This window comes from Martinezella hainanensis (genome assembly GCF_900094555.1).
GTDB lineage: Bacteria > Pseudomonadota > Alphaproteobacteria > Rhizobiales > Rhizobiaceae > Rhizobium > Rhizobium hainanense.
On the sequence record NZ_FMAC01000004.1, the window covers coordinates 304,318 to 326,551 of the forward strand.

The 22,234-nt window shown below is 60.8% G+C and carries 20 protein-coding genes; 5 read left to right on the top strand and 15 right to left on the bottom strand.

Annotated elements, in window-relative coordinates:
- The first annotated feature begins 115 nt into the window (after positions 1–115).
- A complete protein-coding gene (locus GA0061100_RS15100) occupies positions 116–1,411 on the top strand; it encodes an ABC transporter substrate-binding protein (RefSeq protein WP_075853515.1) in 1,296 nt (431 codons plus the stop codon).
- Between the two features lie 256 nt (positions 1,412–1,667).
- Here the strand turns inward: GA0061100_RS15100 and GA0061100_RS15105 are convergent, their stop codons facing one another.
- From GA0061100_RS15105 to GA0061100_RS15150, 11 genes are all read right to left on the bottom strand, one after another.
- The gene (locus GA0061100_RS15105) at positions 1,668–2,525 is read right to left on the bottom strand and encodes a 5'-nucleotidase, lipoprotein e(P4) family (RefSeq protein ID WP_075853516.1); all 858 of its coding nucleotides are present in this window, start codon (positions 2,523–2,525) and stop codon (positions 1,668–1,670) included.
- A gap of 234 nt (positions 2,526–2,759) precedes the next feature.
- On the bottom strand, positions 2,760–4,490 hold the full coding sequence (locus tag GA0061100_RS15110) for an ABC transporter substrate-binding protein (RefSeq protein WP_075853517.1): 1,731 nt from the start codon (positions 4,488–4,490) through the stop codon (positions 2,760–2,762).
- A 124-nt stretch (positions 4,491–4,614) separates the two neighbouring features.
- The gene (locus GA0061100_RS15115; protein WP_075853518.1) at positions 4,615–4,902 is read right to left on the bottom strand and encodes a DUF2160 domain-containing protein; all 288 of its coding nucleotides are present in this window, start codon (positions 4,900–4,902) and stop codon (positions 4,615–4,617) included.
- Positions 4,903–4,914: 12 nt separating this feature from the next.
- Positions 4,915–5,838, bottom strand: coding sequence for a carbohydrate ABC transporter permease (locus GA0061100_RS15120; protein ID WP_083961360.1), 924 nt, complete (start codon positions 5,836–5,838; stop codon positions 4,915–4,917).
- On the bottom strand, positions 5,835–6,707 hold the full coding sequence (locus tag GA0061100_RS15125; protein WP_075853519.1) for a carbohydrate ABC transporter permease: 873 nt from the start codon (positions 6,705–6,707) through the stop codon (positions 5,835–5,837). The genes GA0061100_RS15120 and GA0061100_RS15125 overlap by 4 nt, the downstream gene beginning before the upstream one ends.
- A 2-nt stretch (positions 6,708–6,709) precedes the next feature.
- Positions 6,710–7,780 (bottom strand): ABC transporter ATP-binding protein, encoded by a 1,071-nt coding sequence (locus tag GA0061100_RS15130; protein ID WP_075853520.1) that lies wholly within the window; start codon positions 7,778–7,780, stop codon positions 6,710–6,712.
- A 9-nt stretch (positions 7,781–7,789) separates the two neighbouring features.
- Positions 7,790–8,872 (bottom strand): ABC transporter ATP-binding protein, encoded by a 1,083-nt coding sequence (locus GA0061100_RS15135; RefSeq protein ID WP_075853521.1) that lies wholly within the window; start codon positions 8,870–8,872, stop codon positions 7,790–7,792.
- A 97-nt stretch (positions 8,873–8,969) separates the two neighbouring features.
- The gene (locus GA0061100_RS34675) at positions 8,970–9,110 is read right to left on the bottom strand and encodes a hypothetical protein (RefSeq protein ID WP_159444783.1); all 141 of its coding nucleotides are present in this window, start codon (positions 9,108–9,110) and stop codon (positions 8,970–8,972) included.
- Positions 9,111–9,640: 530 nt separating this feature from the next.
- Positions 9,641–10,282, bottom strand: a complete 642-nt coding sequence (locus GA0061100_RS15140) for a ThuA domain-containing protein (protein WP_015341580.1) — start codon at positions 10,280–10,282, stop codon at positions 9,641–9,643.
- A 24-nt stretch (positions 10,283–10,306) separates the two neighbouring features.
- Positions 10,307–11,407: a Gfo/Idh/MocA family protein gene (locus tag GA0061100_RS15145; RefSeq protein ID WP_075853522.1), complete on the bottom strand. Its 1,101-nt coding sequence runs from the start codon at positions 11,405–11,407 to the stop codon at positions 10,307–10,309.
- 143 nt (positions 11,408–11,550) lie between these two features.
- Entirely contained in the window at positions 11,551–12,753 is a 1,203-nt protein-coding gene (locus tag GA0061100_RS15150; protein ID WP_075853523.1) for an ROK family transcriptional regulator, read from the bottom strand.
- Positions 12,754–12,973: 220 nt separating this feature from the next.
- Between GA0061100_RS15150 and GA0061100_RS15155 the strand changes: the two genes are divergently transcribed.
- The 4 genes from GA0061100_RS15155 to GA0061100_RS15170 all read left to right on the top strand — a co-directional run bounded on the left by GA0061100_RS15155 (position 12,974) and on the right by GA0061100_RS15170 (position 17,321).
- Positions 12,974–14,275, top strand: coding sequence for an ABC transporter substrate-binding protein (locus GA0061100_RS15155; RefSeq protein ID WP_075853524.1), 1,302 nt, complete (start codon positions 12,974–12,976; stop codon positions 14,273–14,275).
- Positions 14,276–14,347: 72 nt separating this feature from the next.
- Positions 14,348–15,286 (top strand): carbohydrate ABC transporter permease, encoded by a 939-nt coding sequence (locus GA0061100_RS15160; protein WP_075853525.1) that lies wholly within the window; start codon positions 14,348–14,350, stop codon positions 15,284–15,286.
- Entirely contained in the window at positions 15,279–16,127 is an 849-nt protein-coding gene (locus GA0061100_RS15165; RefSeq protein WP_015341575.1) for a carbohydrate ABC transporter permease, read from the top strand. Before GA0061100_RS15160 ends, GA0061100_RS15165 begins: the two co-directional genes overlap by 8 nt.
- A gap of 123 nt (positions 16,128–16,250) precedes the next feature.
- Positions 16,251–17,321, top strand: coding sequence for an ABC transporter ATP-binding protein (locus GA0061100_RS15170; RefSeq protein WP_075853526.1), 1,071 nt, complete (start codon positions 16,251–16,253; stop codon positions 17,319–17,321).
- On the opposite strand, the gene GA0061100_RS15175 is transcribed toward GA0061100_RS15170, so the two are convergent.
- From GA0061100_RS15175 to GA0061100_RS15190, 4 genes are all read right to left on the bottom strand, one after another.
- Positions 17,318–17,695 carry a DUF427 domain-containing protein gene (locus GA0061100_RS15175; RefSeq protein ID WP_075853527.1) on the bottom strand — a complete coding sequence of 126 codons (378 nt, stop codon included), beginning with the start codon at positions 17,693–17,695 and terminating at the stop codon, positions 17,318–17,320. The genes GA0061100_RS15170 and GA0061100_RS15175 overlap by 4 nt on opposite strands.
- 279 nt (positions 17,696–17,974) lie before the next feature.
- Complete coding sequence (locus GA0061100_RS15180) at positions 17,975–18,574, bottom strand: TetR/AcrR family transcriptional regulator (protein ID WP_075853816.1); 600 nt, start codon at positions 18,572–18,574, stop codon at positions 17,975–17,977.
- A gap of 173 nt (positions 18,575–18,747) precedes the next feature.
- Positions 18,748–20,631, bottom strand: coding sequence for a M23 family metallopeptidase (locus GA0061100_RS15185; protein WP_075853528.1), 1,884 nt, complete (start codon positions 20,629–20,631; stop codon positions 18,748–18,750).
- Positions 20,632–20,763: 132 nt separating this feature from the next.
- Positions 20,764–22,122, bottom strand: coding sequence for an Nramp family divalent metal transporter (locus tag GA0061100_RS15190; protein WP_075853529.1), 1,359 nt, complete (start codon positions 22,120–22,122; stop codon positions 20,764–20,766).
- Positions 22,123–22,234 lie beyond the last annotated feature (112 nt).

Below are 22,234 nucleotides of genomic sequence, written 5' to 3' on the forward strand. Positions count from 1 at the left end.
TAGAAAGATTTTTTATTGCACAATGCTGTGAAGTTGCATATCGTCGCGCCAACTTGTCCGCTGAAGGCGTCGGGGAGATCGCCGCGGATGACAACGCAAGAGAAGGAGGAATCTCATGCGCATGAATCGTCGTTCGTTCATGATCGGAACCGCCGGAGCCGCTGCGGGTCTTGCGTTCGGAGGCGGGGCAATGCCCGCCTTTGCCGATGCGACGCAACTCCGGGCAATGTGGTGGGGCTCGCCCGATCGCGGCAAGCGCACGGTCGCGGTGGCCGAGCTGTTCCACAGCAAGAACCCCGACCTGTCTGTCATCGGTGAGAGCATCAGCGGCGACGGCTACTGGGCCAAGCTTGCAACCGGCATGGCCAGCCAGAACATCGCCGATGTCTTCCAGCTCGAGCCGAGCACGATCTCCGATTATTCCAAGCGTGGCGCCTGCATGCCGCTCGACCAGTTCGTGCCCTCGACGCTGAATGTCGACAGCTTCGGCAAGGACGTGCTGAAGCTGACCACGGTCGACAACAAGCTTTACGGCGTCGGCCTGGGACTGAACTCCTTTGCCATGTTCTATGATGAGGACATGTTCAAGAAGACCGGCCTGACGCCGCCCGGCCCGACGACGACATGGGCCGAATATGCCGATCTCGCCGTGGAAATGACGAAGGCGGCCGGCAAGCGCGGCTACTGGGGCGGACCTTATGGCGCGCGCTACAATTATGTGCTTGACGTCTGGCTGCGCCAGCGCGGCAAGAGTCTCTTCACCGAGGAAGGCGGGCTCGGCTTCGGCGTTGACGATGCCAAGGAATGGTACAGCTACTGGGAAGAGCTGCGCAAACGCGGCGGCACCGTCTCGGCCGATGTCCAGACGCTCGACCAGAACGTCATCGAGAGCAATTGCCTGGCGCTCGGAAAATCTGCCATCGGCATGGCCTATTCCAACCAGCTCGTCGGCTACCAACTCGTGGTCAAGAGCAAGCTCGCCGTCACGATGCTGCCGCGCGAGAAGAAGGATGGTCCCTCCGGCCACTACTATCGCCCGGCCCTGATCTGGAGCGTCGGCGCCACCAGCAAGAACGGCGAGGCTGCGGCAAAATTCATCAATTTCTTCGTCAACGACGTCGATGCCGGCAAGATCCTCGGCGTCGAACGCGGTGTGCCCATGTCGCCCGCCGTGCGTGCGGCCATTCTGCCGACGCTCAATCCGGTGGAGCAGCAGACGGTGCAATATATCGAGCTGTTGAAGGATCAGGTCGGCACCTACCCCGTGCCGGCACCGCTCGGCTCCGGAGAATTCGACCAGAACGTCGCCCGCCCCGTCGCCGACCAGCTCGCCTTCGGCAAGATCACTGTCGCGGAGGCAGCGAAGCGGCTGGTGGAAGAAGGTGCGACGAAATTGAAGCGGAAGAGTTGATTGATAGTTGGCTATATGAGTGAAGATCAGGTGAGTTCGGTCTTGCCGAAACGCTCTGCCTGGCCCCTCACCTAGCCCTCTCCCCGCTAAGCGGGGCGAGGGGACGACTGGGCAAGACAATCGACTCCTCCAAGCAGCAGCATTTGGCATTGTAGCACTCCCTCTCCCCGCAGTGCGGGGAGAGGGTTGGGGTGAGGGGCCAGGCACAGAGTTGCCACAGCCACGAATTCACCTGACAGGTCTTTATCGAGGAAGGTCACTTCCCATCCCAGGGCGTCAGCGCATTCTGCTTCATCCGGCGCTGTTCTTCCGGCGGCAGCTTGTAATCGCCTTTGTAGGGTGCGCTTTCGAACGAGCCATAGGTCGGGTTGGCGATGGCGATCCAGTCATGGCCGAAATGCGCCTTGTTGGCCTCGAACACCTTCTGCCGCTCCTCGACAGTGCCCTTGTAGTCGTCGGTGAAGTCGCCGAAATTATCGCCAAACATCAGGAGAATGCGATAGTTCTTGGCGATGAAGGCGCGGCGCGTGCCTTTGGCGGAGCCCCAGTCGGGCTGCTCCTTCGCGCTGAGGAAAGTGTCGACATTGTCGCCCATCGGAAAGCCGAAGTGCTTCATTTCCTCGACGGTCGGGCCTTCCTCATCGGCGGTTCGGTTGGTGACGTAGAAGACCTTCACGCCCTTTGACGCTGCATATTGGGTAAATTCCACCGCGCCGGGAATCGGCTTATCCTGCTGGGCATTCACATATTGCGTCCAGGTTTCCGGCTTGAAGCTCGTACCCGTCGTTATGTTGCGCGCTTGGTAGGGCGAGGTGTTGAGGATGGTGTCGTCGACGTCGAGGATGATGGCGGGCGGAAAATCCTGGAAATTACCTGTCTGCTCGACAGGGGCTGCAGTCCAGGTCTTGTCAGCCAATGCTTCGTCAAGCCTGATGCGGCCGAGTGCGTAGGCACCGAGTGCGTTGGCTTGCGCCTCGACCGAAGTCTGGTCCCAAAGAACAGCGTTGAGATTGTCGTCGGGCATGGCGTCCGGTAGATCGGCGGCAAGGGCCGGCAAGGCGGCAAGACCAATGGCTGTAAAGAGCGCCCACCGCCCACAATATCCGCTTCTCATGCTGTTCTCCTTTTGTTGAAATCTGTCATGGACATCCGAAATCACCGGCGTCGGAATTTCATGACCCGGATAAGGATAGTTTGTGGGTTGTTGGAGTGTGTCAAGTCTGTGACAGAGGTCGCGGTGCTTCTTTCGGTTCTTTAGCCTCGTTTCGACTCAGACATCTGGTGTTTCGGCAAAAAAAGCCGGGGCCTTTTCAGGCCCCGGCGCTGCCGCATCTCCGGATACGGGTGCTTATTGCTTGGCGTCGGCCCAGCTCTTGACCAGCTCGTCATAGTTGATGGTGACGGGCTTTTCCTTTTCGTCGGCGACCTTCAGCTGCGGAGCGAGATGACCGTTCTTGACGGCATCGGCGTTCCAGTAGGCGAGATCGTGCTCCTCAGCGAGCTTCGGGCCGATGTCGCCCTGCACGCCCGCGCGTTCGATGCGCTGCATCACCTTTTCCTGATCGGCGCAGAGCGCATCCATGGCGCCCTGGGCATCCTTGGCACCTGATGCGGCATCGCCGATCGCCTGCCACCAGAGCTGCGCGAGCTTCGGATAGTCAGGAACGTTGGTGCCGGTCGGCGACCACTGCACGCGGGCCGGCGAGCGATAGAACTCGATCAGACCGCCGAGTTCCGGAGCGCGCTTGGTGAAGCTCTTGTCGCGGATGGTGGATTCGCGAATGAAGGTGAGGCCGACATGGCTCTTCTTCACATCGACAGTCTTCGAGGTGACGAACTGCGCATAGAGCCATGCCGCCTTGGCGCGATCGACCGGGGTCGATTTCATCAGCGTCCAGGAGCCGACGTCCTGATAGCCGAGCTTCATGCCGTCCTTCCAGTAGACGCCATGCGGCGAGGGAGCCATGCGCCACTTCGGCGTGCCGTCGGAGTTCATGACCGGCAGGCCGGGCTTGACCATGTCGGCGGTGAAGGCCGTATACCAGAAGATCTGCTGGGCAATATTGCCCTGCGACGGAACCGGACCGGATTCGGAGAAGGTCATGCCCTGTGCTTCCGCCGGAGCGTAGGCCTTCAGCCAGTCGAGATATTTCTGGATCGAATAGACCGCAGCCGGGCCGTTGGTGTCGCCGCCGCGGGCGACGCAGGAGCCGACAGGACGGGAGCTGGCATCGACCTTGATACCCCATTCGTCGACCGGCAGGCCGTTCGGAAGGCCCTTGTCGCCGTTGCCGGCCATAGAAAGCCAGGCGTCGGTGAAGCGCCAGCCGAGCGACGGGTCCTTCTTGCCGTAGTCCATGTGGCCGAAGACCTTCTTGCCGTCGACGTCGCGGCCGGTGAAGAACTGGGCGATGTCCTCATAGGCCGACCAGTTGACCGGCACGCCGAGCTCGTAGCCGTATTTCGCCTTGAAATCGGCCTTGTTCTTCGGGTCGTTGAACCAGTCGTAACGGAACCAGTAGAGGTTGGCGAACTGCTGGTCGGGAAGCTGGTAGAGCTTCTTGTCCGGAGCGGTGGTGAAGCTGCTGCCGATGAAATCGGCGATATCGATGCCCGGATTGGTGACGTCCTTGCCCTCGTCGGCCATCCAATCCGTCAGGTTGCGCACCTGCTTGTAGCGCCAATGCGTGCCGATCAGATCGGAATCGTTGACCCAGCCGTCATAGAGGTTCTGGCCGGTCTGCATCTGCGTCTGGATCTTCTCGACGACATCGCCTTCCTGGATGACGTCGTGGGTGACCTTGATGCCGGTGATGGCGGTGAAGGCCGGTGCGAGAACCTGCGATTCATACTGATGGGTCGTCAGCGTTTCCGAAACGACCTTGATTTCCATGCCCTTGAAGGGCTTGGCCGCATCGATGAACCACTGCATTTCCTTTTCCTGGTCGGCGCGCGAGAGCGTCGAGAGATCGCCGATCTCGTTGTCCAGGAATGTCTTGGCTTCGTTCATGCCGGCATGCGCCGTGCCGGCCAGGGCCAGCAGGGCAACTGCCGTTGTCGTCAAGAGATGCCGTCGCATATATTCCTCCCTACAGGTTGCGAGTGCATTGTCAGCCGGCCGGACTTCCGGCCATCTGTATCGATTTGCCTTACTGCTCCGCATGACCGAATGGGCAACGGAGCGGTAACAGGTTGATTCCGCGCTAGACCAGACGGAAGACGCCGATGGCGTAGACCACGGAAAGAGCAAGAGCCCACCACAGGCTGGGGCCTCCCAGGCCCAGCCAGGCGAGATGGATGAAGGCGGCGCCGAGCAGCGAGATAAAGAGCCGGTCGCCGCGCGTCGTTTCGAAGCGCAGAATGCCGAGGCGCGGATTGCCGCCCGGCGAAAAATATTCCCAGACCGCCATGCCGATCAAAAGCAGCAGGATGGTCGCGAAGAACAGCGCCGTCGGCAGGGTCCAGGCCATCCAGGAAAAGTCTGTATTCATGGCGGTTTTCCTTCAGACGCGGCCGAGCGCGAAGCCCTTGGCGATGTAATTGCGGACGAAATAGATGACGAGCGCGCCAGGCACCAAGGTCAGCACGCCGGCAGCCGCAAGCAGGCCCCAGTCCATGCCGGCGGCCGAAACGGTGCGCGTCATGATGGCGGCGATCGGCTTGGCGTCGGTCGTCGTCAGCGTGCGGGCAATCAGCAGTTCCACCCAGGAGAACATGAAGCAGAAGAAGGCGGCGACGCCGATGCCGCTTGCGATCAAGGGAATGAAGATCTTGATGAAGAAGCGCGGGAACGAATAGCCGTCGATATAAGCGGTTTCGTCGATCTCCTTCGGCACGCCTGACATGAAGCCTTCGAGGATCCAGACCGCCAGCGGCACGTTGAACAGGCAGTGCGCCAGCGCCACGGCGATATGGGTGTCGATCAGCCCGAATGCCGAGTAGAGCTGGAAGAAGGGCAGCGCGAAGACCGCCGGCGGCGCCATGCGGTTCGTCAGCAGCCAGAAGAACACATGCTTGTCGCCGAGAAAGCGGTAGCGCGAGAAGGCATAGGCTGCCGGAAGGGCACACGCGACCGAGATCACCATGTTCATGACGACATAGGTGATGGAGTTGATATAGCCCTTGTACCAGGACGGATCGGTGAAGATGATCGCGTAGTTGCGCAGCGTCGGTTGGTGCGGATAGAGCGTCAGTCCGCCGATGATTTCCTCGTTCGTCTTGAAGCTCATATTGACGAGCCAGTAGATCGGCAGCAGCAGGAAGATGATGTAGATCGTCGGCACCAGCCAGGCCCATCGTCCCTTTTCGCCGTGACGGCGGGCAACCTGCGCGCCCGCAGCAGCGGTCGCATTGGCGGCGGCATCGGAAGCGGCCAGCGTGTGAATGGTGGCGTTGTCGGCCGTGGTGGAGAGGGGTTTGCCGCTCATCGGCTTGCTCCCGCATCGTAATTGGTCATGACAGTGTAGAAGACCCAGGACAAGAGCAGCACGATCAGGAAGTAGACCAGCGACATGGCGGCTGCCGGGCCGAGGTCGAACTGGCCGAGCGCCATCTTCACGAGATCGATCGATAGGAAGGTCGTCGAGTTGCCGGGACCGCCGCCTGTGACGACGAAGGGTTCGGTATAGATCATGAAACTGTCCATGAAGCGCAGCAGCACGGCGATCAGCAGCACGCGGTTCATCTTCGGCAGCTGGATGTAGCGGAAGACGGACCAGCGCGAGGCGCCGTCGATCTTTGCGGCCTGGTAGAAGGCGTCGGGAATGGAGGCGAGACCGGCATAGCAGAGCAGTACGACGAGGCTCGTCCAGTGCCAGACGTCCATGATGATGATCGTCGCCCAGGCGTCGGCCGGATCGGAGACATAGTTGTAGTCGATGCCGAGATTGACGAGGACGTAGCCCATCAAGCCGATGTCACTGCGGCCGAAGACCTGCCAGATCGTGCCGACGACATTCCACGGGATGAGCAGCGGCAAGGCCATCAGCACCAGGCAGACCGGGACACCGAGCCCCTTCTTCGGCATATTGAGGGCAATGAAGATGCCGAGCGGCACCTCGATCGCCAGAATGACGAAGGAGAAGATCAGGTTGCGGATCATCGAATCCCAGAAGCGTCCGGAGCGAAGAATTTCCTCGAACCACTGGGTGCCGGCCCAGAAGAAGACGTTGTTGCCGAAGGTGTCCTGCACCGAATAGTTCACGACCGTCATCAGCGGAATGACGGCGGAAAAGCCGACGAGCAGCAGAACCGGAATGAGCATGAACCAGGCTTTGTTGTTCCAGGTCTTCTCCATCGTCAGGCTCCCATCTCGATGCGCCAGGAGTCGGCGTAGATATTGATGCCGGCCGGATCGAAGGCGATGTGCGGCTCGGCCGGTACCGTCTGGTCCTCGCCGATGACGGCAACGATGTCCTGGCCGTCGAGCTTGGCACGCACCACCTTGCGGCGGCCGAGATCTTCAACCTTCGTCACGGTGGCGGGCATGCCCTCGCGGCCGATGCGGACGAATTCCGGGCGGATGCCGAGTTCGGAACGGCCGCCCCGCTTTTCCGCAGGCGCACCGGGAAGCGCGATCGTGCGATTGCCGATCCGTGCGCTGCTGCCCTCGATTTCAACAGGCATGACATTCATGCCGGGCGAGCCGATGAAATAGCCGACGAATGTGTGGCGCGGGCGCTCGAACAGGTCGTTCGGCGTGCCGATCTGCACCACTTCGCCGTTGTACATGACCACCACCTTGTCGGCGAAGGTGAGCGCTTCGGTCTGATCGTGGGTGACATAGACCATGGTGAAGCCGAAGCGGCGATGGAGCTGCTTCAGCTGCGAGCGCAGCACCCATTTCATATGCGGGTCGATGACGGTCAGCGGTTCGTCGAAGAGGATGGCATTGACATCCGAGCGCACCAGGCCGCGGCCGAGCGAGATCTTCTGCTTGGCATCGGCGGTCAAACCGCGGGCCTTGCGGTGCGCGCTGTCGGAAAGGCCGATCATCTCGATGATCTCATCGACCTTGCGCTTTACTTCGGCCTCCGGAACATGCCGGTTGCGCAGCGGGAAGGCGAGATTGTCGTAGACGGTCATCGTGTCGTAGACGACCGGGAACTGGAAGACCTGCGCGATGTTGCGCTCCTGCGTCGACAGCCGGGTCACGTCCTTGCCGTCGAAGAGGATGCGGCCTTCCGAGGCCTGCACCAGCCCGGAAACGATGTTGAGAAGCGTGGTCTTGCCGCAGCCTGAGGGGCCGAGCAGGGCGTAGGCGCTGCCGTCTTCCCAGCTGTGATTGACTTCCTTCAGCGCGTAATCCGCGTCCGATTTCGGGTGATCGTTGTAGGCGTGCCGGATGTGGTCAAGATCGATGCGGGCCATGGTCTCTCCTCAGGCGGCTTGTTGCAGGGCGGGAGCGACGGCGGCGCCATCGGTGTCGAAGACCATGATGTGGCGCGGGTCGATATAGACATCGATCGCGTCGTCGACATCGATATCCTGCACGCCCTGGGTCAGCATGACCCAGCGCTGACCGGCAAAATCGATATGGATGAAGCTCTCCGAGCCGGTGATCTCGGTCACCATGACTCTGGCCGGGGCGGCGACGGCTTCCGGCGTTTGCGGCGCAAGCGCCAGGTGGTGCGGCTGGAAGGCGATCGTGTAGCGGCCATCCGGCCGATCCTCCAAGCCTCCCGGTACGGGTAGGCGAATGTTGCTTTCGAGCACGAATTCCCGGCCGCGCTTGTCGAGCGTAATCGTGTTCAGCGGCGGATCGGCGAAGGTGGTCGCGGTGATGAGGTCTTTCGGATTGCGGAAGACGTCGATCGTCGGCCCAAATTGCGTGATGCGGCCTTCCGACAAGGTCGCGGTATTGCCGCCGAGAAGCAGCGCTTCGGAGGGTTCGGTGGTGGCATAGACGAAGATGGCGCCGGATTCAGCGAAGATCTTCGGCAGTTCGGCGCGCAGCTCCTCGCGCAGCTTGTAATCGAGATTGGCGAGCGGCTCGTCGAGCAGCACCAGCCCGGCATTTTTCACGATGGCACGGGCAAGTGCGGTACGCTGCTGCTGGCCGCCGGAGAGGCTCAAGGGCAGGCGATCGAGGAAGGGTCCGAGGCGCAGAAGATCAGCGGCCTTCTTTACTTCCTGGTCGATGATATCAGCACTTTTGCCGCTCAATCGCATCGGCGAGGCGATGTTGTCGTAGACGGTCATGGCGGGATAATTGATGAATTGCTGGTAGACCATGGCGACGTTGCGACGCTGCACCGGCTGTCCCGTGACATCGGCACCGTCGACATGGATCGTGCCCGTAGTCGGCTTGTCGAGGCCAGCCATAAGCCGCATCAGCGACGTCTTGCCCGAAAGCGTCGGCCCCAGCAGCACGTTCAGCGTGCCGCGCTGCAGCGTCAGATTTGTTTCCGCGATATGCGTTTCGCCGCCGACAGACTTCGATACGCCCCTGAGTTCAAGCACGATAGATTCCTTCCATGCGCCGCATATCAATGCTGCCGCGAGGATTGCGAAGAGACCGATCCGTCCTGTCGTTGCCGGACGGTGCCTGCTGCTGAGATTATGATTGTTCGGAAGTGGATTGTGCCGATCTGCCCGCGGAAACATCGCGCCGGTAAGGATTGCGCCAGGCGACGTCAGTGGCCATGCGGCCGATGCCGCCAACCACGCCGTTTTCCGTATCGATCTGATTTTCGGACAATAATCCCTCCCCCTGTTTCGATTTGCATCCCTCACGCGAAAACCGAAACAAGAATGACGATAAATGAAGATAAAGGAATGTCAAACGAAAACTGATCGCGTTTCAGTTTCGCTTCATAAATCTCATCTCAGGCGTGTTTTAGCGATTTATTATCAATTTGGTAAGCAATTGATCGGAATTGCAAATGGAGGCTGATGCACCTTTCGATGCGTCCAGGCGCATTGTGGCCGAACGCAGCCTGATTGCCCGTGCTGACAGTCATACGATCAAAATGGGGAGTGAAGCCTGGCACGGAATGCGAGGCAGGATCTGCAACGTCGAGGTGAAATGAGGGCGATCGATAGTTGGCTGCGGGATGCGGGATGGAGCGCTTGCCCAAGCTCCGTTCACGGCCGTCTGTCCGGCCTGCTCATCATTTGCTCGAAACGATGAAATCCGCCGTGCGCGCAATTGCGCCATCATCGGGATGGCCGACGCAATGCCGCCCCTCAGGCATTATGAGGGGCGGCAATTTTCGAAACGTGCAGGGCTCAGCGTGCTGCCCAGTTGGCGCCGCGGCGGAAGATGGTCTTCATCTGCGGCACGTCGAATTCCTTGGCCTGGTGGCCGAGCGAGGAATAAAAGACGCGGCCCTTGCCGTATTTGCGCTTCCAGGCGACGGGCATGACCACGCCGTCGATCCAGTAGGCATGGTCGCCGGTGAATGTGGTGGTCGCCAGCACCTCGTTCGATGGGTCGACGTGCATGTAATATTGCTCCGACGTGTAGGGGAAATCGGTGATCCCCTCCATGATCGGATCGTCCGGCCGCGTGATGTTGACCGTATAGTCGATGATGTTGCCGGGATGGGCGACCCATTGGCCGCCGATGATGAACTGGTACTCGACGCTTTCGCGGAACGAGTCGCCTGCGCCACCATGATAGCCGGCTATGCCAACGCCGCTTTCGATTGCGGCCGCGAGGTTCTTCACCTCTTCCTTCTCGATCTTCGACATGGTGACGATCGGCACGATCAGGCTGAGATCGTGGATCGAGGGATCGGCAAAGGCCTCGGTGCTGTTTTCGAGATAGACCTTGAAGCCGTCCTCTTCGAGCATGTCGCGGATGATATGGGCGCATTCCTGCGGTTCGTGGCCGCTCCAGCCGCCCCAGACGATAAGTGCTTCACGCATGATAATCCTCCTGAAATTGTGTCGTTAGCGGCCGATCTGTCCATCCACCAGGGATTCGGAAAGAGGGGCCGGGCGCTCCGTTTGCGTCGTGATGGTGACCGTGCGCCCGGTGTCGGAGGCCGTCTGGAAGGCTTCCATGACTTCGAGCACGTGCAGCGCGAGGCTGCCGTTGGCGCGGTGCGGGCGGTTCGAGCGGATGGCGTGCGCCATGTCGGCGACGCCGAGCGAGCGGTAGTTGCCGTCGGCATAGGGTGCGGTGATCTCGCGCTCGGCAAACTCGCCGCCCTTCTTGAGGAATTCCACCGGGCCGCCGAAACGGTTGGGGTCGGGCACGATCAGCGTGCCTTCCGTGCCGTAGACTTCGAGCGGCACATGCTTGTGGCCGGCGACATCGAAGCTCATGCCGATCTGGACGACCGCGCCATTGGCAAAGGCCATGACGCCGGCAACATGCGTCGGCACATGCACGGGGATGTGCTCGCCGTTGCGTGGCTCGCTGGTGATGATGCGTTCCTTGCGCGGCGTGACGGCAAAGCCGGCGACCTGGGAGACCGGGCCAAGCAGGTTGACGAGATCGGTGATGTAATAAGGCCCCATGTCGAGCATCGGGCCGCCGCCGATTTCATAATAGAAAGCCGGATTCGGATGCCAGCGCTCGTGGCCGGGGCACATGAAGGTAGCGGTGCCGCCGACGGGAATGCCGATCGCACCTTCGTCGATGATGGCGCGAGCCGTCTGATGGCCACCGCCGAGGAAGGTATCGGGCGCTGCACCGATGCGCAGACCCTTGGTGGCCGCGGCATCTGCAAGCTTCTTGCCCTCGGCGAAATTGATGCCGAGCGGCTTTTCCGAATAGGTATGTTTGCCGGCATCCAGCGCCTGCAGACCGACGGCGACATGCGCCTTCGGAATGGTCAGGTTGACGATGATCTCAATCGAGGGATCGGCGAGCAAGGAAGCGATATCGACCGCCTTCAGACCGAATTCGGCAGCCTTTGCCTCGGCAAGCTCGCGATTGAGGTCGGCCACACCTTTGATGTCGAGAATGGGAAAGGATTTCATGGCGGTAAGATAGGCGCCGGAAATGTTCCCGCAGCCGATAATGCCGATGCCGACCTTGTTCATAAGCTTCCTCCAGATGAATTGTCTTGTCTGTCCTGGAGCGGCTCAGCGTTTCACATAGGCGCTGAACCGCTCTATCCTATTGTTTCGACGCAATTCCGGGCGGAAAATCACTGCGCAGTTTTCCTGGAATTGCTGTGGGGACATCAGAGGGCCGGTGCCGGCCCCGTCGTTCCCCAGGGGGATTCGTAAAGTTCGCGCAGCGCGACGACCGCGGCGCCCTGCGCCCAGGTCTCGTCGGTCGACTGGTCGAAAACGAGTTCGGTCACGCCCTTGATCGACGGCGGGATCGCCAGCGAATAGGCCTCCCGCAGGCTGTCGAGGAAGGGCTGGCCGAGCGCCAGGCTCGATCCCACCAGAATGACGCGCGGCGGCGCAAACAGCGTTACGATATTGGCAAGCGCCATGCCGCAGGCTTCGCCGGCGCGGATTGCCGCGCTGATCAATGTGTTGTCTTCGGCATCGATCAGTGTCTTCGCATGCGCCATTCCCCGGCCGAGGCGGATGGCTTCGGCAAAACGGCCGCTCGGCTGATCGCCGAGAATGGCGCTTTCGCCGGCGAGGCTCGCCAGGCGGATGATGCCCTGCGGCCCCATGCCGAGCACGAGGTCGCCGAGATTGTGGCTGAGACCACCGGCGCCGCGAAAGAGCTGGCCGCCATGCAGAACGCCAAGGCCCAGCGTCTGTTCCAGCGACACCAGCACCATGTCGTCCAGGTCTCTCGCCTGGCCGAACCAGTGATGCGCGAGCGTTATCGCGTGTGCATCGCTTTCGACGATGGTGGTGACGCCCAGCCGTTCAGACATGTCCTTGGCGAAATCGACGCCGCTTTCGCGAAAGATCGGGCTGGTGCGGATATGGCCGGTGCGATGCTCGACGACGCCTGGCAGGCCGAGGCAGACGGAATCGATCTCGTCCAACGCCAGATTGGCATCGACGACGCAGCGGCGCACGCCATCCTCGATAAGATCGGCAATGACGCCGATCGGCTGCCGGTCGACGCGCAGCGCGAGCGTCAGCGTCGAAAGAACCTCACCGCAGAAGTCGGTCACGACGAAGACCATGCGGTTGGCAGCGATTTTCGCGCCGACGACGCGCGCGGCATCGGGATTAAGCTCCAGCATGACGCGGGGTCGGCCGCGGGTGGCCGCCTCGCGCAGGTCGCCTTCGGTGCGGGCCAGGATCAGCCCGTCATCCAGCAGCGAGGCTGTGATTGCCGAGACTGTCGTGGTCGAAAGCTGAGTGCGGTCGCTGATTTCGATACGTGCGATGGAGCCCGCCCGCCGGATCGTATCCAGCACATTGAAGCGGTTTATCGCCCGCATAAGCTCGGGATCTGCTGTTTTCATGAGAATGGTGCCGAATGACGGACCCGCTCGGCTGCGGCCTGGTATTTTTAACGGAATGCGAATTAAATAACCTATGGCACTTGCCCAATGTCAAGCCATTTTGCAGCCAATCTGCCAAAAATTTAGCGATGGCGGTTGACATTTCAGCAAAGCTCCGTTGAATTATTCCGCATAAGGGAAAAAATATTGAGGCTCTTGGTTCCCTTGGGAGGAGAAAATCATGATCCATCTACGTGGGGCCAAGGCCCTTCGCATCGCTGCTATTGCCGCCACGACCGGACTGGCGATTCTGGCGGGCGCAACTGGCGCTGCCGCCGATACCGTCGTCAAATGGCTGCATCTGGAAACCGATCCGAACTATGTCGCCGTCTGGCGCAAGATCGCGGACCAGTATGAGGCCAAGCATCCCGGCACGAAGATCGAGATGCAGTTCCTGGCCAACGAAGCGTTCAAGGCAAAGCTGCCGACGCTCTTGCAATCGAAGGACGCTCCCGATTTCTTCTTCAGCTGGGGCGGCGGCGTCTTGAAGCAACAGCAGCAGACCGGCACGCTGCTGGATCTGACTGCGGCGATGAACGCCAAGGATGGCGCCTGGCTGAAGAGCTACAATCAGGCGGCCGTCAAGGGCCTGACCTTCGACAACAAGATCAGTGCTGTACCCTACAAGCTCGGCACGGTTTCCTTCTTCTATAACAAGGCGTTGTTCGCCAAGGCCGGCGTCGATGCGAGCGCGATCAAGACCTGGGACGATTATCTGGCCGCGGTCAAGAAGATCAAGGATGCCGGCATCGCGCCGATCGCCGGAGGCGGCGGCGAGAAGTGGCCGATCCATTTCTACTGGAGCTATCTGGTGATGCGCGACGGCGGTCAGCAGGTCTTCAACGACGCCAAGAACGGCAAGGGCAACGGCTTCAACGATCCCTCGATCATCAAGGCCGGCGAACAGCTTGCCGCGCTTGGCAAGCTCGAACCCTTCCAGCCCGGCTATCTCGGCACCACCTGGCCGCAGGCGCTCGGGGTCTTCGGCGACGGCAAGGCTGCGATGATCCTCGGCTTCGAAAATACGGTTGCCAACCAGCGCACCAATTCCGGCGACGGCAAAGGTCAGGCGGATGACAATATCGGGCGGTTCGCCTTCCCGGCCGTGACCGGCGGTGCGGGCCTCCCGACCGATACGCTCGGCGGCCTGAACGGCTGGGCCGTCACCAAGAAGGCGCCGCCCGAGGCGCTCGATTTCCTCGCCTACCTGACCAATGCCGAAAACGAGCGCACCATGGCGCAAGCCGGCATGATCATCCCGGTTGCCGTCGGCGCCGAAGACGGCGTCAAGGGTCCGCTGATGCACGAGGCAGCCGACCAGCTGGCGCATTCGACCTGGCACCAGAATTTCTTCGACCAGGATCTCGGCCCCTCCGTTGGCCGCGTCGTCAACGATGTGGCTGTTGGCATCGTCTCCGGCCAGATCACTCCGAAGGATGGCGCGCAGCAGGTCCAGGACGCCTTCGAACAGGACCAGCTCTAGCGGCATCCGGCGCCGGCCGCTCCCTTGTGCCGGCGCCGGTTTTTCTTTGAACTGTAATTGTCGAGACTGCCCATGACCGATGTCAGCGCTACGACCACTATGCCCTCTGTCGCAAGAGCGAGACCCGCAGCGAAGCGAAAATCACCGGCTGCGCGCGGCCGCCTGCCCGTTATCCTGCTGTTTTTGCCGCCTGCGCTGCTGCTTTTCACCATCTTCGTCATCCTGCCGATGGGGGAAGCGGCCTGGTACAGCCTCTATCGCTGGAGCGGCTATGGCCTGCCGACCGAATTCGTGGGTCTGCGCAATTTCCAGGTGCTGTTCAAGAACGGCGCCTTCCTGACGTCGCTCAAAAACAATGCTTTGATCATCGTCGTATCGATCGCGATCCAGGTGCCGCTCGCCATCTGGCTGGCGACGATGCTGGCGCACCGCATTCGCGGCGTCGTGCTCTTCCGGCTGATCTTCTTCCTGCCTTACGTGCTGGCCGAAGTGGCTGCCGGTCTCATCTGGCGCTTCGTCTATGACGGCGATTATGGCCTGTTTGCTGCGATCGCGCATTTCCTCGGTACGCCGACGCCTTACGTGCTCGCAGACAAGGATCTGGCGATGTATGCCGTGCTCGGCGTCATCGTGTGGAAATATTTCGGCTTTCACATGATGCTTTTCATCGCCGGCATGCAGTCGCTCGACAAGAGCGTCTTGGAGGCAGCCGAAATCGACGGCGCCACAGGCTGGCAGAAGTTCCGCTATGTGACGCTGCCGCTGCTCGGCTCGACGCTGCGCCTTTCCGTCTTCTTCGCCGTCGTCGGATCGCTGCAGCTCTTCGACATGATCATGCCGCTCACCGGCGGCGGCCCGTTCAACTCGACCCAGACGATGGTGACCTTCCTCTACAATTTCGGCGTCACCCGCATGCAGGTCGGCCTCGGCAGCGCCGTCGGTGTCGTGCTGTTCGTGATCTGCGTCACCCTCGCCTTCGGCTACAAACGGATATTTATGCGCAATGACTGATCTGGCCTCATCCGTTCGACTGACCACCGGCACGAAGATCTATCTTTATGTGTCGCTGACCATCATTGCCGCCATCGTGCTGATCCCGCTGCTGACGACCGCGCTCGGCGGTTTCAAGACGCTCGGCGATCTCCGCACCAATCCCTTCGGCCTGCCGGCCGAGTGGCACTTCGAGAACTATACCGGCATCCTCTTCGGTGACCGCTACTGGCGACAGATGATGAATTCCTTGATCATCGCCGTGCTCACCGTCTTCCTGACGCTGTCGGTCTCGGCCATGGCGGCCTTCGCCTTCGCGCATGTGAAATTCTTCGGCTCGAATTTCCTGCTGAACTATTTCCTCATCGGCCTGATGTTTCCGGCAGCCACAGCCATCCTGCCGCTCTTCATCCGCATCCGCGATCTCGGCCTGCTCAATACCTATTGGGGCGTGGTGCTGCCGCAGGTGGCTTTCGGCCTCGGCATGAGCATCCTGCTCTTCCGCAATTATTTTCGAAACCTTCCGGAAGAATTGTTCCAGGCGGCGTTTGTCGACGGTTGCGGTTATATCCGCTTCTTCTGGCATATCTCGCTGCCGCTCTCGCGGCCGATCATCGCGACCGTCAGCATCATCTCCTTCGTCGGCAGCTGGAACAGCTACATCCTGCCGCTGATCATGCTGAACTCGGACTCGATCTATCCCTGGCCGCTCGGCATGATGGTCTATAGCGGCGAATTCGGCACGGAATGGGAGCTGGTGCTCGCCTTCATCACGCTGACCATCCTGCCCACCGTCATCGTCTTCTTCCTGGCGCAGAAGCACATCATTGCCGGCCTTACCGCCGGTGCCGTGAAATCCTGAGCCTAGAGCGGCTCAGCTTTTCACGGAAACTCTGAACCGCTCTATCTCTTTGTTTTTCGCAATTCCGGACGGAAAACCGCTACGCACTTTTCCTGGAATTGCTCTCATCGGAGCACAAACAACATGGCATCCGTCGAACTGCACAACATCCACAAGGCCTATGGGGCGCTCACCGTCATCCACGACATCTCGCTTTCGATCGAGGACGGCGAGTTCATCGCACTCGTCGGCCCCTCCGGCTGCGGCAAGTCCACGCTGCTGCGGATGATCGCAGGCCTGGAAGAAATCACCGATGGCGACGTGTCGATCGGTGGGCAGGTGGTGAATTCCATGACGCCGCGAGAGCGCAACATCGCCATGGTCTTCCAGTCCTACGCGCTCTACCCGCATATGACTGTTGCCGAGAATATGGGCTTCAACCTGAAGCTCTCGGGCGAGACCAAGCAGACCATCGAACAGCGGGTCAATGAAGCTGCGCGCATGCTCGATCTCACCAAACTGCTCGACCGCAAGCCGGCGCAGCTATCCGGCGGCCAGCGCCAGCGTGTCGCCATGGGCCGCGCCATCGTGCGTAACCCGGCGGTCTTCCTGTTCGACGAGCCGCTCTCCAATCTCGATGCGAAGCTGCGCGTGCAGATGCGCTCCGAAATCAAGGCGTTGCATCAGAAGGTGCAGACCACCTCGATCTACGTCACCCACGACCAGATCGAGGCGATGACGCTTGCCGACCGTATCGTGGTGCTGAACCAGGGCAAGATCGAGCAGCAGGGCACGCCGATCGAGCTTTACCGCAAGCCGGCCAATCTCTTCGTTGCCGGCTTCATCGGCTCGCCGGCCATGAACTTCCTCGACGGTACCGTCGAGGGCGTCGATGGTGCGCCGGCCGTGCGGTTGAAGGACAGCACGCCGATCCGCATCGCTGGCGAACGCAAGGTGAAGGCAGGCCAGAGCGTGAAGGTTGGTCTCAGGCCCGAGCATCTGAGCCTTGCAAGCGGCGGATCGCCGCTCACCGGCCAGACATTGCTGGTCGAGCCGACCGGCGCGCAGACGCATGTGCTCTTCGACCTTGCCGGCGAGCAGGTGACGGCCGTCGTCGATGGCGAGGCGCCGGTGCGCTATGGCCAGCCCCTGAACGTCTCGGTGAGCCCGGAGCAGGTCTACGTCTTCGATGCGTCGAGCGGTCTTGCGCTTTAGGTGACGATGTCGATCGAATCGACGCGATCGGGATAGAAGGCCATGTAATCCTTGATCTGGCTGACCGCAGGATAGGGGTTCTCGTAGCTCCAGATGGCGTTCACCGAACGCTCGCCGCCGGCCGGGATGCTGTAATAGGAGCATTCGCCCTTGTAGGGGCAGTAGGTCTCGTGACTGGTCTTCTGCAGTGACGCCATGTCGACATCCCTGCGGGGAATATAGAGCACGGCGGGGTAGGAGGCTTCCTTGAGCGACAGCGCCTCGTGCGTATCGGCGATCACCTTGCCGGCGACGGAAACGGTGACATGCGCGCGCTTTTCCTCGATCGTGATCGGATGATCGGGGCCGGGGATCTTGACCAGCTTTTCGGGCATTCTTGCTCTCCTCAGCTTTGATGACAGTCGGCGGAGTTCGATTTTGTCTTGCTTGTGTGTCCGGCCCCTCACCCCAACCCTCTCCCCGCATCGCGGGGAGAGGGGGCTTTGCGGCGGGAACAACCCCGGTGAAACAGCATGCCGTATTGCGCGATCGTTCCCTCTCCCCGTCTCAACGGAGAGAGGGTTAGGGTGAGGGGCGAAGCACGAAACTGCGGTAACAGGAAACTCGCCTGACATTCTCAGTTCAAATGCATATAGGAAGCGTCCTGCCGATTATCAGGTCTCTCGCGGCACCCGTGTTGTCGGGGCACCCCAGCGCAGGCCGTCCATCAACAGGCGCACGAGGCGGCGGGAGCGGTCGTACCATTCGGGCGAGCTGGGCATGGAATAGGTGCCGGAAAGCGCGTGCAGCACATCGGTACTGTCGACATCGGTGCGGATCGAGCCGGCGGCGACTGCACGGTCGATCAGGCCTGAGAGCACGACCGGCACCTTGCCGTAACTATCGGCGAAGAGCTTGGAATTGCTGCTGATGAGGATGCGCAGGCTGTCGGCCATGCCGCGTTTCGTGGCGATATATCCGACGAAACGGTTCATCCATTCCTCGAGAGCCTCATCGGGCGCACGCTCGCGCGAAAGCTCTTCGGCGGCATCGCAAAGCGCTTCGACTTCGTGGTGGTAAACCGCCTCCACCAGATGTTCGCGGCTCGGGAAATGGCGGTAGAGCGTTCCGATCCCGACATCCGCACGCCGGGCTATGTCTTCCAGGGAGGCGGCGGTGCCGTGGCTGGCGAAGGCTTGTGCTGCAACTTCGATCAACTTGTCATAGTTGCGTCGCGCGTCGGCGCGCAGACGCCTGCTTTCATTCGGCAGCATAGGCTTTGGTTCCGGCAACGGCTTGCGCGCCAATTTCTGCTCCTTGCGGATTGCCGCGTGACGATATCCTCTCCGCGGCGAGGTACCGGAAGATTGTTATCGCATTCGCTATCGAGGCGCCATTGTCGACTGCGGGAATCGGGAAGGGCGTCTGCGTGCGCGTTCCGGTTGGCTTACGGAGACGGTGCGCCGAAATGGTTCGGTCCCGGGCCTGGTGCAAAGGCCGGCCCAAGGCTTGGTCCAAAATCAGCCCCCGAATTCGGCCCGAAGCTTGGGCCTTGCTCGAAATTGGCGAAGGGGGTGGGCGGATTGTCGCGAGCCGGGGGAACGTCGAGGTAGCTCATGATGTTCTCGACATGGTTGACCTGCGAGCGCAGGCTGTCGAGCGACTTGCCGGTCAGATTGGTGCCGGCCGGCAGTTGCGCCGTCAGCGGGTTTTCGTAACGGCCATTGACGCGCAGCTCGTAATAGAGATGCGGGCCGGTGGAATAGCCGGTGGAGCCGACATAGGCGATGACCTGACCTTGGGTGACGCGCTGGCCGACCCGCAGATCCGACGGCGTTGCCGAAATATGGGCATAGGTGGTTTCGTAGCCGCCGTCGTGACGGATGCGGACATATTTGCCGTAGCCGGTTTCCCAGGAGATCTTCTCGACGACACCATCGCCGGCGGCCTGTATGGGGCTGCCCATCGGTGCGCGGAAATCGACGCCGTTGTGGAATTTCTTCACACCCAGGATCGGGTGGATACGCCAGGCAAAGCCATCGCCAAGCGTACCGTTCGGCACGGGACGATGCACTAGCGATTTTGCGATCGAGTGCCCACTTTCGTCGTAGAATTCCGAGGGGCCTTCGCCTTCGTTCTTGTGCAGGTAGAAGCGATGCGTGTCGCCATCGGCATGGAATTCGATGAACATCAACTCGCTGCGGCCGTCGTCCGCCTTGCGGAAGAGCAGGTCGACGCTGTCGGGAGCATCCTCGATGCTGGTAAGCGAAATGCCCTTGGCCTTGGCGAGCTTGATGAGCTGCGAGGCACATTCCTTGGTCAGGCCGGCTCTTTCGAGCTTGTCGCTGACTGCCCGCTCGTTGCTCTCGTCGACACCCTTCAAATCGACTGCGGCAACCTCCGTCGAGGACGGAGCGTCGGCCTGGCTTTCGCTGTAGAGCGTGGAAAACAGCCTGTCATTGGCCATCGGAACGAAGCCATTGGCATCGTCGCGAGCGACGACGCGCTCCGGTGTCTTGTCGCCGCTGAGACGGGCCATGATCAGCTTCGGGCGGGCATTGGGGCCTTTCTTCTCAAGCAGCAGTTCCAGGCTGTCGCCGGGGGAAACCGTATCGGTCTCCAGGGCGCGCTGCAACTCGTCGCCGGCATCGCTGCCGAGGCCCGCAGAGGCCAGGATGTCCTGCAGATCCTGCTTGTCCTTCGGCATGGATACGAGCCTGTGAAACTCGCGGCCGGCTTCGCCTGTCGTTGCGCGCGATACGCTGACGTTCAGCGGCACACCGCGAACCGGAAAGCGGGAGCGGCGCACGGCATCATAATGCGTGGTCTGCGGATAGATGCCGTGGCGGATATCGGAAAGCGATGGCGGCGAGAATACCACGTTGTCGGCGCGCTCGTCGCCATAGGAGGCATTGATGGCGCCCGCGCCGTCGCGTGCCAGGGCGGTTTCATCGGATTTGAAGACCAGCGTCGTGCGATGATAGGTGAAGATGCGTGTTTCGCCGCTGGACAGCTTCTCTGCCACTTGAGCAAAGCGGGAACCGTCGAAACGCTGTTTTGTGGCCAGCCGGCTGGCTTTGCGCATGGCTGGCTGAGGACGCGCGAGCTGGGCAGTGCGCACCGGCGTTGCCCGCTCGATCGTGTTACGCGCCAGCAAGGGATAGAGCACCGTGGCGAGCAGGCCGAAGGATGCAGTGCCTGCCAGACCAATGACGATCAGGTGACGCAGATGGGCGGAACGCGGCAGAAATGGAATGTGAAAATCATGATGCGGCCGCGCCTGGATGGCAGCCTCTGCAGGAAATTGAACGCGCAATGGACTTTCGGCCATGAAGTGAGGAACCCTGCAGATTGCGGTGGGCCCAAACTAGGGCAAATCATGGCGAAATCTAGGCAAATATTACGAGCCAGTTAATTGCCGTGATCGTCCACAGGGCGAGATTCGCGCGTTCAAGATGATTCGTCAACCGAAGATGGTGTCGTAGAGCAGTTTGAAGTTCAGCACCAGGATGATCGCGGCGACTGTCCAAGATAGAACGGCGATGCTTCTGGAGATGACGAAACTGCCCATTTTCTCGCGATTCGTGACGAATTGAACCAGCGGAATGACGGCAAAGGGCAATTGCATTGATAGCACGACCTGGCTCAGCACAAGCAGGTTCGCCGTGCCCTTTTCACCATAAATAGCGGTAACGCACACAACCGGAATAATTGCGAGGCCGCGGGTCAAAAGTCGCCTTGCCCAATGCGGAATCCTGAGCCGGAGAAAGCCTTCCATCACGATCTGGCCAGCAAGCGTCGCCGTGACGGTCGAGTTGAGGCCTGAAGCGAGCAGTGCCACGGCAAACAGCGTCGAGGCGATGCCGAGGCCGAGCAGCGGCGACAACAGCTCGTAGGCCTGGCCGATTTCGGCGACATCGGAGTGACCGCTGGTGTGGAAGGCGGCCGCTGCGACAATCAGAATGGCGGCATTGACGAAGAGCGCCAGCATGAGGGCAACGGTGCTGTCGATCGTCGCCCATTTGATCGCATCGCGGCGACCTTCCTCGGTGCGCTTATAGGCGCGGGTCTGCACGATCGAGGAATGCAGATAGAGATTATGCGGCATGACTGTCGCGCCGATGATGCCCATGGCGATGTAGAGCATCTCGTGATTGGTGACGATTTCAGGCGAGGGGATGAAGCCTTGGAGGATCGCTGCCACCGGCGGCGCCGCGGCCGCGATCTGGATGGCAAAACAGGTGGCGATGACGATCAGCAGCGCGATGACGAAGGCTTCGAGATAGCGGAAGCCCTTGCTCATCAGGAGCAGCAGCAGGAATGCGTCGAGCGCGGTGATCAATGCGCCGCCGATCAGCGGAATCCCGAAGAGGAGTTGCAGCGCGATAGCCGTGCCGATGACTTCGGCCAGATCACAGGCGATGATGGCGAGCTCGCAAGCCAGCCATAGCGCCAGATTGACCGGCCGCGGATAATGATCGCGACAGGCCTGAGCGAGATCGCGGCCGGTGGCGATGCCAAGCCTTGCCGAGAGCGCCTGTAACAGGATCGCCATCAGGTTCGATAGCATGATGACAGTCAGAAGCGTGTAGCCGAACTGCGCGCCGCCGGCGAGATCGGTCGCCCAGTTGCCGGGATCCATATAGCCGACGGAAATCATGTAACCGGGGCCGACGAAAGCGATCAGACGTCGAATCCAGCTGCCGCCATGGGGAACCTTGACCGTGGCATTGACTTCGGGAAGGCTCGGACGATCGTCCTCATCACGGTCGGCAAACTGCCATGCGCGCCGCTGCGCCACGGCTTCCTGAACTTGCGTCATGCGGGGCTCCGGGAGGAACGATCTGTGAGGCTACTAAACAAATACGATCGATATCAGAATTATGCAATAGGCTATATTTCAATGGTGATTGCATTGTCTCTGGCCGAAACCT

What these genes read in the sequence shown, in the direction of transcription:
- GA0061100_RS15160 (WP_075853525.1), top strand. Translation starts at nt 14,348, where the DNA reads ATGACCGATGTCAGCGCTACGACCACTATGCCCTCTGTCGCAAGAGCG.
- GA0061100_RS15170 (WP_075853526.1), top strand. Translation starts at nt 16,251, where the DNA reads ATGGCATCCGTCGAACTGCACAACATCCACAAGGCCTATGGGGCGCTC.
- GA0061100_RS15155 (WP_075853524.1), top strand. Translation starts at nt 12,974, where the DNA reads ATGATCCATCTACGTGGGGCCAAGGCCCTTCGCATCGCTGCTATTGCC.
- GA0061100_RS15185 (WP_075853528.1), bottom strand. Translation starts at nt 20,631, where the DNA reads ATGGCCGAAAGTCCATTGCGCGTTCAATTTCCTGCAGAGGCTGCCATC.
- GA0061100_RS15175 (WP_075853527.1), bottom strand. Translation starts at nt 17,695, where the DNA reads ATGCCCGAAAAGCTGGTCAAGATCCCCGGCCCCGATCATCCGATCACG.
- GA0061100_RS15180 (WP_075853816.1), bottom strand. Translation starts at nt 18,574, where the DNA reads ATGCTGCCGAATGAAAGCAGGCGTCTGCGCGCCGACGCGCGACGCAAC.
- GA0061100_RS15145 (WP_075853522.1), bottom strand. Translation starts at nt 11,407, where the DNA reads ATGAACAAGGTCGGCATCGGCATTATCGGCTGCGGGAACATTTCCGGC.
- GA0061100_RS15105 (WP_075853516.1), bottom strand. Translation starts at nt 2,525, where the DNA reads ATGAGAAGCGGATATTGTGGGCGGTGGGCGCTCTTTACAGCCATTGGT.
- GA0061100_RS15140 (WP_015341580.1), bottom strand. Translation starts at nt 10,282, where the DNA reads ATGCGTGAAGCACTTATCGTCTGGGGCGGCTGGAGCGGCCACGAACCG.
- GA0061100_RS15120 (WP_083961360.1), bottom strand. Translation starts at nt 5,838, where the DNA reads ATGAGCGGCAAACCCCTCTCCACCACGGCCGACAACGCCACCATTCAC.
- GA0061100_RS15165 (WP_015341575.1), top strand. Translation starts at nt 15,279, where the DNA reads ATGACTGATCTGGCCTCATCCGTTCGACTGACCACCGGCACGAAGATC.
- GA0061100_RS15100 (WP_075853515.1), top strand. Translation starts at nt 116, where the DNA reads ATGCGCATGAATCGTCGTTCGTTCATGATCGGAACCGCCGGAGCCGCT.
- GA0061100_RS15125 (WP_075853519.1), bottom strand. Translation starts at nt 6,707, where the DNA reads ATGGAGAAGACCTGGAACAACAAAGCCTGGTTCATGCTCATTCCGGTT.
- GA0061100_RS15150 (WP_075853523.1), bottom strand. Translation starts at nt 12,753, where the DNA reads ATGAAAACAGCAGATCCCGAGCTTATGCGGGCGATAAACCGCTTCAAT.
- GA0061100_RS15110 (WP_075853517.1), bottom strand. Translation starts at nt 4,490, where the DNA reads ATGCGACGGCATCTCTTGACGACAACGGCAGTTGCCCTGCTGGCCCTG.
- GA0061100_RS15115 (WP_075853518.1), bottom strand. Translation starts at nt 4,902, where the DNA reads ATGAATACAGACTTTTCCTGGATGGCCTGGACCCTGCCGACGGCGCTG.
- GA0061100_RS15130 (WP_075853520.1), bottom strand. Translation starts at nt 7,780, where the DNA reads ATGGCCCGCATCGATCTTGACCACATCCGGCACGCCTACAACGATCAC.
- GA0061100_RS15190 (WP_075853529.1), bottom strand. Translation starts at nt 22,122, where the DNA reads ATGACGCAAGTTCAGGAAGCCGTGGCGCAGCGGCGCGCATGGCAGTTT.